The following is an 11,504-nucleotide window of genomic DNA, read 5'->3' as shown; positions in this document are numbered from 1 at the left end:
GTCTCAACTCATTACTTAAGTACTTTTCACATTTTCCGCTTTAATGGTGTGTTTTTGTTATTTCACCACACTCAAATGTCTCAATCGATCCACCCTAAAATGCGCAATATCCAATACCCTCTCTCTCAGTTTTTCCGCTGTCATAGAATCAAACTCTCCTACCAATTCAAACACAACCTGTATATTAACTGGCGGTGTCTTCCCTCTATAAATCTGCGGATAAATCTGCTCCTCATGAACTTCATTTTTCCCCAGCAACTCTTCAAACAACTTTTCCCCCGGTCTCATCCCAGAATACTCAATAGTTATCTCATCTTCCGAAAAACCAGAAAGACGAATCAGATTTTTCGCTAGGTCAACAATCTTAACTGATTGTCCCATATCAAGCACAAACGTTTCTCCACCTTCAGCAATCGCACCCGCTTGGAGCACAAGCCTCGATGCTTCCGGTATGGTCATAAAATAACGCTCCATCTCTGGATGTGTCACTGTAACTGGTCCGCCATATTCAATCTGTTTCTTAAACAGTGGGATAACGCTTCCCCGACTACCAAGTACATTCCCAAACCGAACGGCTACAAATTTTGTTTCACTTATTGTATCCATATATTGCACGATCATTTCCGTAATTCGTTTCGACGCACCCATCACACTAGTAGGATTAACCGCTTTGTCTGTCGATACCATCACGAACGAACCAACACCTGATAAATCTGCAGCTTCAGCAACATTTTTCGTGCCAACCACATTGTTTTTGATTGCTTCGTGCGGATTCCGTTCCATCAAAGGTACATGTTTATGCGCTGCTGCATGATATATAACATGTGGCTCATGTTTCTTCATCACATCAATCATGCGTTCTTTATCCTGTACATCGGCAATTTCCGTAATTACTTCTATTTCAGGAAATGACTTTCTCAGTTCCAATTCAATACTGTAAATACTATTTTCTCCATGTCCTAATAAGATCATTTTTCCAGGTTGGAACGCACAGACTTGTCGACAAACTTCAGATCCGATCGAGCCGCCTGCCCCTGTAACAAGAATTGTCTTACCCGTTAATTTTCCGGCAATTTTAACTGTATCTAGCTCTACCGGCTCACGACCAAGTAAATCTTCTACTTGTACATCTCGAATCTGACTAACTTCTACTCTGCCTGACATGATATCTTCTACCGATGGCATAATTTGTGTTCGAGCCTCTGTTTTAGAACATTCTTTAAAAATTCTGTTCATCGCATCTTTTGAAAGCGAAGGAATCGCTATGACAATATGTTCCACGCCTGCTTCCTCGACGATTCGATGAATATCTTTCGTAGTACCTTGTACTGGTATCCCCATAATCTCCAGGTGCTGCTTTGTCGGCGAATCATCCACAAATGCAATTGGATTCAACTCTGACGTTTCACTATTGACTAATTGGCGAACCACTAGCATCCCGCCATTGCCTGCACCAATAATAAGTGTACGTTTCTGTTTGTCTCTATTAATAAGCTTTTTATCACGATAAATCCGCCATGAAAACCGTGATGCACCTATGAGCAAAATATGAAGCATCCAAGTAATGGCTAATGTTCTTACGAAAAACCCTTGAAAAGAGACCATTAATATTAACCCAACTACTATGATCGTTAATGTTACTGCTTTAAAAATTGCTGATAGTTCCTGAATACTCGCATAAGACCAAACGCGTTGATAAAGCCTGAAATAATAAGCAAAAAGATGATGAAACACAAACAATGCAACAGAACTTACAATGATCGCCATCGGGATCATTGGCGAAGCACTTAATAAAAAGTAACTCATATAAATCGAGAAAAACACAATTAACGAATCAATAGACATCAAAGTCATTAATCTCGTTCGAAACTCCATTCCAGTTCCTCCTAAATAAAGACCACCTAGTGGTCTTTTTAAAATTCAGCGTAAGCTTTCGCCGCCATCTTTTAAGTATCAAGGCGATTTATCCTATACTTGCGGCGCAAAGCTAGCTGTCCATCTCTATAAACTTCAGAAATACTAAGAAATCCTCCGGTTGCTACCGATCGATTTCTTAGTATTTCTCTTGAAACTTTCACTACCATATAAGTAAATGTCATATGTAAAAAAGCATCTAACCTAAACCTCACTCTTCACCAGTGGCAACAAAATTGCGCCTAAGGTGATCTCAATAGAGAATGCACACCCACAGCAAAGCCGAGTTCCTCCGTTTGATAAGGGTATTGAAGAAATGACCCATAAGAAAAACGCGTGGCGAAAGATAGCTGTCAACTTATACATTCTTATCTTTTTAAAAATACTAATTATAAAACATTTTATACAATATTCGACATACTTCGACTAATTCCGATCTGAATACTCGGAATATTTATCCAAACAAAAAATACTTTTCTCTAGAAACAGAGTATAAGTATTTCATCTCTTCCTTGCTATGGTTCCTCGTATTAAAGTAGTCACGCAAGAGGTATGTATATTGTCGCAGTGTCTGCTAGGTCTATTACTTCGTTTGATTTTTTTCATAACTCTGTGAAAATATTAAATTATTTCAACTCTCATACTTCCATTATCATATCAACTTGGAAGAACATATCTAATAATACCATAATTTCAATTCGATATGTGGGTACATACTACATTGTTCATGATATTTTTACACTTTATTTACATTAAAAAAGGAACGTCTTAAGCAATAGTCACAATAAAATGTTAAAAGGCAATATTTAAAACAAACCTAATACCTTTTTCTTTTTCATATGCTTTGGCTGCTCCACCATCACATGGTCACCGTCTATTAAATAAGCCGCGTTTTCTTGGAAGAAGTAGACCCTATCTTCTCCAATTTCCTCTCTCACCCTGTTATAAGCATCTGTCAGATGGAAGGCACGACTTTTTACATTATGAGCGTCGGAGGCAATGAAGTGCGTCAGATTTGCTTCAATAAGTTCTAACGAGAAACTAGCAATCTTCTTCCCAAATTTCCCAGCAACACTAGCAGCGGTTACTTGCGTCAAAGCACCGTTTTTCACGAACTCATAGAGCATCTCTGGTTTCTTCATAAATACTTGGTTTCTTTCAGGATGGACAATTACCGGAATCTTCCCCGCCATTTGTATATCGTAAAAAAGCTTTTTACTAAATCTAGGAACTTCTGATGAGGGAAATTCAACAAAAAGGTACTTTGAATCATTCATACTCAGTACCTTGCCATTCTCAAGATCTTCAATCAGTTCCCCATACACTCGACATTCCTGACCAGGAAGAATCTTAAGATCAAGAGCATTAGTCTGAAGGACTTGATTCGCGCTTTCTACAGCTGCTAAGATTGTATGTTTCGTATTTTCATAGCTCCCATTTTTATGGTGTGGTGTAGCAACAATCGTCGTGATTCCATCACTCATAGCAGCCTTCGCCATGTCAAGAAGATCACTCTCCGCTTGTGCCCCATCATCCAAACCAGGTAAGATATGGCAATGTAAATCAATCATCTAATAAAACCTCCTTAAGAAAAGCGCAAAGCGCCTTTTGTTACATGCAGCGTTATCTTTCGCCACCATCATTTAAGTGTCAAGGGCGGGTTTCCCTTGACACGCGTGGCGTAAAGATAGCTGTCAACTTATAAATTCTGGTGTATCTTGTAAGAAAAAAACAGAGCGATTTTTATTAACTACAGCGTCAGCTTCTGCCGCCATCCTTTAAGTATCAAGGTGCACTTCCTTGATACGCGCGGCCGAAGGTAGCTGTCTTCTTCATTCAGTAAGTAATCGCACTTCACCAGGAGCAATTTTTTCCACGGCGAGTAATCGCAGAACCAATGTTTTTCTGCGAAGAATAATCACATAGCACCAACTAAGTGCGCGTTTATGCGACTAGTAAAGAGATAGAAAAGGATTAACTTTCTAACGGAAGTCAGATAAGTCCCTACCTACCCTTTCTCTCCATAATAATAATAATACTGCGAGTTTTCCATTTCTCTGTCGTTCAACACCACACCAAGTAAATTGGCATCTACTTTTTTAAGTGATTCTACTGCTTTTTTCGCAAGTTCTTCTTCCGTTTGTCCACTGCGAATGACAAGAATTGTCCCATCTACTAAACGAGAAAGCACCTGTGGATCTGTCACAGCATTAACCGGCGGTGCATCAAACAAAATATAGTCATAGTTTTTAGCTACTTGAGTGACAAATTCCTTCATCGCCCGCGAACCTAATAACTCACTCGGATTCGGAGGAACCGGTCCAGATGGTAACACATCCAATCTTGGAATTGACGTAGCCACAACAACATCCTCGAAGGTTGCTTGCTGAGTAACGACATTCGTTAAACCTACTTGGTTAGGTAAGGCAAACGTAAAGTGCACGGTTGGCTTTCGCAGGTCACTATCAACAAGCAACACTTTATTATGCTGTTGAGCCAAGACAACCCCTAAATTAGCAATCGTTGTGGACTTCCCTTCTCCTGGTGAAGAAGACGTAATCATCATCGTTTTCAGCTGACGGTCAACGGATGCAAACTGAATGTTCGTTCTTAATGTCCGAAATTGCTCGGATATCGGTGACTTTTTATCATATTCTGTGACGAGACTACGTTGCTTATCTGATAACTCTTTGTTTTGTTTTTTACGCGCCATAATGTTCACTTCCTGTTCTCGCTCGTCGTGAGTGCGTCATTTCCTTCATTTCTACTTTGGAAGCATCAATCGTTGAAATAGAAGCTAACACGGGCACACCTAAAACTTGAGCTACATCATCTTCTGTTCGGATCGTGTTATCCAAAAATTCAAGTAAGAAAGCTAATCCAACAGCTGCCATTAAACCAACAACAAAAGCAATCGCGATATTTAATGTAGGATTTGGATTCACAGGTGACGGATTCTCCCCTAATTCAGCTGGTGATAAAATCGACACATTATCTACCGCCATAATCTCCACAATATCACGTTGGAACACAAGCGCAATCGTATTGGCAATATCTACTGCCAGTGCCGGACTTTCATCGGTGACGGTAATATTAACGACCTGTGATTCTCCTTCACTGCCCACCGTGATTTGGTTATTAAGTTCTTCAACCGATTTATCTATTCCTAGTTCTTCTAATGTAGGTTCTAGTATTCTAGGAGATTTAATGATTACATTATATGTATTTATTAAATCTAAGTTTGTTCTCAGTTCTCCCGAAGAATAATAGCTTTGTCCTTCTTCTTGAGACTGGTTTACAAGTATTTGGGTTGACGATTGAAACGTTGGCGTTAAGAGAAAATAGGAAACAATAGCGCTCAAAGCAACTGCACTAACTGTGATAATTGCAATAAGTTTCAAATACTTCTTTAACGTACCCATAATCTCTTTCAAACTAATTGTTTCTTCCATGGTGTCCTCCTGAAAAGTATGATAATGAATAATAGGTTACAACGATCCATTCTTAGTTTTGTTTATTCTTGCTAATTGTCTCATATTCCGACCATTTTTTTATTCTCTATCATGCTATCTGAAAATAGGTTTAAAGTAAATAGATTTCGGGAATTATATCAAAATTTGGCAAGTTTGTATTGCAGAGTATTCACTTTAAAACTATACTATGTTTTAGAAGAATATAGTAGAGGGGACAAACATATGAAAAAAGCACTTATTATTATTGGATCAGTGATGCTCGTTTTTGTTTTGGCAGTCGGTGGTTATGGCTTTTATTTATATAAATCGGTACAAAGTACCATAGATTCGGATATGCATTCTCCAATTGAACGAGACAAATCTGATAAACGTGAGGTAGAAGTGGATGTTGACGAGGGACAAGAGCCATTATCGTTTTTATTAATGGGGGTTGACGCGGAGGAATCTTCGAAAGGCCGAACGGATACAATGATCGTCCTTACCGTGAATCCGAATGAAGATTCGATGCGTATGGTAAGCATTCCTCGTGACACACGGACGGAGATTATCGGACGCGGTGTACAGGATAAGATCAATCACGCCTTTGCATTCGGCGGCGAAGAAATGGCGATTAATACCGTAGAGAACTATCTTGATATTCCGATCGATTATTTCTTAACCGTCAACATGACCGGCTTTAAAGATATTGTCGATTCACTAGGGAATGTCACGGTGTATAACGACTCTGCCTTCGATCAAAGCGGATATACATTTGAGGAAGGCGAGTTATATTTAAATGGTGACGAAGCTCTGGCTTTCTCACGAATGCGTAAACAAGATACGCGAGGTGACTTAGGCAGAAATGACAGACAGCGCCAAGTCATTGAGGGAATCATCAAAGAAGGGGCTTCTTTCAGCTCCGTAACAAAAGCCGAATCGATTTTAAATGCGATTGGAACAAACATGAAAACAAACCTGACCTTCGATGAAATGGTCGATATTCAAAGCAACTACAAGGATGCCCGTCACCAGTCAGAAACACTGGAAATCTCCGGAACAGGGGAAACAATTGATAGCATTTGGTATTTGATGGTCCCTGAAGAAGAACGACAACGCATCTCCAGCGAGCTCCGAGCTCATTTGCAGCTGGATGAATCGGAAGTGGCTTCTAACTAACTAAGAAAAACGCGTAGCGTCTTTTCTTAAATACAGCGTGATCTTTATAGCCACCATCACTTAAGTATCAAGGGTGGGTTTCCCTTGATACTTGTGGCGTAAAGATAGCTGTCATTTTATTTGTTAAGAAAAACGGCATAGCCGTCTTTTATTAAATGCAGCGTCAGCTTCCACCGCCCCGAGTAGCACCTACGTAGTGCGTGTAGGCGCTACTCGAAAGGAGGGTGGGTTTCCCTTGATACGTGCGGTGTGAAGGTAGCTGCAAAAGGAGTCCCACCACATTGGTGAGACTCCTTTTTCTCTATTTAAGGATGAATCGAAGTCTCTTCCGTTTCATCATCTGCATCGCTGTCTTCACTTACATACGTTTTATCTTCCATTCCTAGGTGTTCCTGCAGTTCCTCCGATATTTCTAATAACGAGGCATCATTGATTTGATAATACCAAATACCGTTTTCCGTAAGGTCTGTTCCTTCAAAGTGTAATGATTCAATGTTGTCTAATTCATTCGCATACGAATGCATCGACACAATATTACTGAAATTTACGTTTGTAGAAAGGTTTCTCTCCACGGTACCCATCAACGAGTTAAAATTCGTCAGTGAACTTAACGTTGCCATTTCTCGAATCACGGACTCAATAATTTCTTTTTGACGTTCGCCCCGTCCTAAATCCCCTGCTGGATCTTGTTTGCGCATCCTGGCATAGGCAAGTGCTTCTTCGCCGTTTAATACCTGTTCGCCTTCTTCAATCATTAACGTTCCATAGGTAGCGTTGTCTGTTTCCGTAAATGCCATCGGGGAATCCACTTGAATTCCACCCAACTCATCAATAATCTCCATAAATGCATCAAAGTTTAACGACACGTGGTAATCAACCGGGATATTAAGAAGGTTCTCGACCGTATCAATCGTCATATCCACACCGCCAAAGGCATGCGCGTGATTGATCTTATCTTCTTCATTCCTGCCGATAATCGGCACTTTAGAATCTCTTGGAATATTCACCATCTTGATCGTTCCTAGATCAGGATTAAAGGTTACTAGAATCATAGCATCCGTTCGTCCGCTTAAGTCTCCATCGCGGGTATCCAAACCGAGAAACAAGACAGACACCGGGTCATCACTTGGATCTGCTACGACCTCTCGAAAAGCGGAATGATCCCCTCGTTCTAACTCCTGCTGAGAGTTGTTCGTAACGTTTGCGATTTGATGGGTAAAATAAGCGACGACACTTCCTCCCGCTAAAAACATAGCTAACACTGTAAAGATTAATACCTTTGCGAAAGGACGTAATTTTCTTCGTTTTTTATTTTGTTTATGCTCTATTCGTGATTGCACGATACAAGACTCCTTTTTGGGAAATGTGCACGAAAAATATGTTTACTTTTTCGACACTCTTTTCGTAAAAAACTATACTAACCTCATAACCTATTTACAACATTTTAACCTTACTTATAAATAGTACTGCAAGTTGCAAACATTTGAAAGATAAAATACTAAAATTCGCGAAAAAAATAAATGGTAACGTTTTTATAGAAACAACTTGAGAAGCAAATGGCGTGACTCCTACAGGATTAGCAAAAAACGGTCTTTATTCGACGAGTAACAGAGTGACCGCACTTCCCCAGGAAACTGAAGTATTTCCTGCGGAAAGCGTCCGCCTTAGAGCGGATACGATCATCCCTTTGTCATCGTCTTTATTTTTCTCACTAAAAAACCATCCAAAGAAGTTATCCATAAGAAAGCTCCTTCAGACGGCTTATTCTCTTACCACTATTTATTGAACTTCGCTTCCGCTTCTCCAACGCTAAGTTGTTCCGCTTGAAGCCCCATCGTTTTATCCAAGTTTTCTTCTTTTAATTTCTTACTCTGCTCATTTCCCTCGACTTCCCGGTTAACAATATACGTCGTCGAAGACGTAATTACCGGTGCACTGTCTAACGCATAATCTAAAACTTCAGGAGAGATCACAAACACTTCCGCCGCTTCCACTTCTTCGTTTGTCACGAGTAAGTCAATCTGATACTTCCTCACTGTTTCATATACGTTGTCAGAAATCGCTGCAGCCGGGTCACTTGTATAATTTGGCCAATGAAAGATCGCTACTTTTTCATACTTGGATGCTGCCCGTTCCATCATGTTTTCCGCTAATTGCTGTCCTTGTTCCGAAGCGAAATCACCGATAATGATCGCATCATAGAACCGTGACGCTGGTTTATTAATCACATTAGGAATTGGACAAGGGAAAAATCTGTTGGTTTTACTAGGATCCATATACAGGTCATCATGTGATTCAGCATTCGTAGCGTGCCACCACTTAAACGACTCTCTGTAGGTTCTTCTTAAGCCGTACATAATCGTTCGTACATGAGTCGTAGTCATTCCAGTTAACGATGTTTCATTCGATAGTGCTAATGAAAACGGAACTTTCGGTTCGACTCTGACAATGCTGTCTGCACCAAAGACTTGTTCAATCCTCCAAAGAAACTCTGTATCCCCTGCTACCCGAACACTGTCCCAGGCACCGAGTTTTTCAAAGACACTTTTATGAAGTAATAAAGAAGATGAGTTCAACATGATATATTTTTCACTTAAAAGGGATCCTGCATTGACGGGCGATGTATCTTCCAGTGCTCTGATTAAATAAGATAAAGACCCTTTACAATTAGGTGTATGCACGATTTCTTTTAACTGTACTTCGATCTTTTGCGGGTGAGACCAGTCATCACTGTCATGGATCGTAATATAGTCTCCGGTGACATGCTGGAGTGCCGTATTTCTAGCCATGTAAGCACCCTGGTTGACCTCTTTTTTAATTAATTTAATCCGACTGTCCTGTTCGGCATACTTTGCAACCACTTCCGCAGTATTATCCGGACTGAAATCATCAACCACAATAATTTCCAGATTTTTAATCGTTTGTTTAAGCAGACTGTCTAACGCAATATGAATCATATCGGCTGCTTTAAAAGCCGGAATGATGACCGATACTTTATAATCCTCCAGTCCTTCTTTCACACTTGGAGAAGGCGCGTCAATATTCTCAATCGATAAAGGTTTAGAAGGATCGACAAGTTCAATTGGAGAGTAGCCGGATTTATTATAAAGTAAATTATACCAAGTTAACCGCTCCGCTGGATCGTCAGTAATGTGAGCCATGGCTAGGCATAACTCCGCATCAAGTCCGACAATATCGATCGTTTCCCATAGAAGTTTTCTTGCTTCCTTTGTCGCACCTAATTTTTTCAATACTTTTAATTCCGGGATAATCCGGTTAATATTCGGCCTTTTCATCGGTTTTAATTCATTCATGAATTCCAGCTCTTTTAATGCTTTTTCGTTTTCATTTTTATCGTTATACCACTTCGCAAGAATACTTGCCGCTTTTGTGCGTTGAAACAACGACGCACGTGGGGATTCTTTTAATTCCACCAGTTCAGGCAAAGCGTATTGAGAAAAACCGCCAAATAATTTCTTTTCTAAGTCCTTTGCCGTAACTGCATTCCCGGCAGGCATTTCAGAAACAGTGGAATCACTTGCGTTGTCTTGTTGCTTATTTTGGTTTCCTTCATTTTTGCCTGTTTCTTTCTCTTTGTTTTTAAGGATGTCCAGTAGTTTTCTTACCGGGGAACTTATTTTCCATGAGCGACTCGTTCTGATTTGATCGTAATTATGCTTGTATTTTTTGCGTAACCGGTGCTCGGTCTTGTATTGTTCTTTCACCTTGATTAACTCAAGCTCTAAATGATTGATTTCTTTTGTATAATTGACTTCTTTTTCTTCCGCCATTTTAATTTGTTCTTCGATCTCTTCATAGTTTCTCAATAAAACATCTGATGTTTGGTTTTCAGCTGTGTCTTGCTCTTGAAGCGGATTTGATGAATTACCATTCACACGTTTTTCCTCCCTTAAGTACCAATAATTATCTCTCTAGTCCATTCACGTATGTTTCTTCTTTTTAAATAAGTCTCCCAGCTTTCTGATCGGGTAAGTCACTCGCCATGCTCGGCTGTTTCTTATTCCTTCCGCTCTTTTCAAGAAATAGCGCTGATCCACTCTTGCTTTGCGGATCTTTTCATCATATTGTTTGATTTCGTGTTCGAGTTTCATCGATCGATTACTATAGTGAATATTATTCTGTACTTTATTGTCCAGACGTTCTTGCGCAAACGAGGCGCTTAGTTCCATTTTTAATTTGCGGTTATCTTCCTTTTGTTCTTCTACTAAGCTTTTGATGGATTGTTCCAAGTCTAAATTTTGTTGATGACTTTTTTCGATTTGCTGGCTACTTTTTTCGATTTTATGATGAAGATTTTCTAAATCATCTTTTATCAAATTCTCCAATTTACTTTCAGTCAAACGATTGGCGTTTTTCAAGGCCACTTTGTAGTCCAGATTGTCCTCGGCCTGATAATAACAGATGAGTCTTTTACTGATACCTTTACTTGGGATTCTTAAAGGCTCCGAGACAATAATAGAATATGTCGGTTCTTTTCCGATCCAGCCTGTTAGTTTTTCAAGATCGATCGGGTCATGAACATGCTCGTCTGTCGCATCCTCCGGCCACATATATGGAACGGAAATTAACACATGATCGGAAAGGGTCAAAAGTTTTTTTGCAAAGGCCTCTACATTAGGTATATGCTCTAATACTTGTAAGCACGTCACAAAATCAAATTTTTCTTCTGGAAGGTATTCTAAAAAATCGGTTTCGATTGCTTTGACCCGAGGGGAATGATAGGGATTTTTAATATCTAAGGCAAACTTATTCGGAATCCAGTCAAACTCCTCTATGTATTGCGTATTTGCAGATCCCACATCGATAAGACTATTGGCGTCAAATGCTAATGCACGTACAAGAAAATTGATATATTTGTAATACATCATATCTGATCTTCTATTCCAGTATTTACTATCTATTTCAAGATTCAAAGTCATTCCTGTTCCTCTCCTTTCAAGT

General features: G+C 39.7%; 9 protein-coding genes. 1 reads left to right on the top strand and 8 read right to left on the bottom strand.

Features of this window, described 5'->3' with window-relative positions; genetic code table 11:
- Positions 1 to 57: 57 nt before the first annotated feature.
- The 4 genes from CEF18_RS20660 to CEF18_RS20645 form a co-directional block, all read right to left on the bottom strand.
- Positions 58 to 1,875: a nucleoside-diphosphate sugar epimerase/dehydratase gene (locus tag CEF18_RS20660; protein ID WP_110938387.1), complete on the bottom strand. Its 1,818-nt coding sequence runs from the start codon at positions 1,873 to 1,875 to the stop codon at positions 58 to 60.
- Between the two features lie 845 nt (positions 1,876 to 2,720).
- Entirely contained in the window at positions 2,721 to 3,485 is a 765-nt protein-coding gene (locus tag CEF18_RS20655; protein ID WP_110938386.1) for a tyrosine-protein phosphatase, read from the bottom strand.
- A gap of 437 nt (positions 3,486 to 3,922) precedes the next feature.
- The gene (locus CEF18_RS20650) at positions 3,923 to 4,627 is read right to left on the bottom strand and encodes a CpsD/CapB family tyrosine-protein kinase (protein ID WP_110938385.1); all 705 of its coding nucleotides are present in this window, start codon (positions 4,625 to 4,627) and stop codon (positions 3,923 to 3,925) included.
- Complete coding sequence (locus tag CEF18_RS20645; RefSeq protein ID WP_110938384.1) at positions 4,617 to 5,366, bottom strand: YveK family protein; 750 nt, start codon at positions 5,364 to 5,366, stop codon at positions 4,617 to 4,619. Before CEF18_RS20645 ends, CEF18_RS20650 begins: the two co-directional genes overlap by 11 nt.
- A 165-nt stretch (positions 5,367 to 5,531) precedes the next feature.
- On the opposite strand from CEF18_RS20645, the gene CEF18_RS20640 reads away from it, so the two are divergent.
- Positions 5,532 to 6,542, top strand: coding sequence for an LCP family glycopolymer transferase (locus tag CEF18_RS20640; protein WP_310793567.1), 1,011 nt, complete (start codon positions 5,532 to 5,534; stop codon positions 6,540 to 6,542).
- Positions 6,543 to 6,847: 305 nt separating this feature from the next.
- On the opposite strand, the gene CEF18_RS20635 is transcribed toward CEF18_RS20640, so the two are convergent.
- The 4 genes from CEF18_RS20635 to CEF18_RS20625 all read right to left on the bottom strand — a co-directional run bounded on the left by CEF18_RS20635 (position 6,848) and on the right by CEF18_RS20625 (position 11,482).
- Entirely contained in the window at positions 6,848 to 7,882 is a 1,035-nt protein-coding gene (locus CEF18_RS20635) for an LCP family glycopolymer transferase (RefSeq protein ID WP_223292416.1), read from the bottom strand.
- 253 nt (positions 7,883 to 8,135) lie between these two features.
- A complete protein-coding gene (locus CEF18_RS26130) occupies positions 8,136 to 8,282 on the bottom strand; it encodes a hypothetical protein (RefSeq protein ID WP_183040958.1) in 147 nt (48 codons plus the stop codon).
- 35 nt (positions 8,283 to 8,317) lie between these two features.
- Positions 8,318 to 10,438, bottom strand: coding sequence for a glycosyltransferase family 2 protein (locus CEF18_RS20630; protein WP_110938381.1), 2,121 nt, complete (start codon positions 10,436 to 10,438; stop codon positions 8,318 to 8,320).
- Between the two features lie 45 nt (positions 10,439 to 10,483).
- A complete protein-coding gene (locus CEF18_RS20625; protein ID WP_110938380.1) occupies positions 10,484 to 11,482 on the bottom strand; it encodes a class I SAM-dependent methyltransferase in 999 nt (332 codons plus the stop codon).
- Positions 11,483 to 11,504: the final 22 nt, after the last annotated feature.

It is taken from the genome of Salipaludibacillus neizhouensis, from assembly GCF_002886185.1.
Lineage (GTDB): Bacteria > Bacillota > Bacilli > Bacillales > Salisediminibacteriaceae > Salipaludibacillus > Salipaludibacillus neizhouensis.
This window is presented reverse-complemented; position numbering and strand designations above follow the sequence as displayed.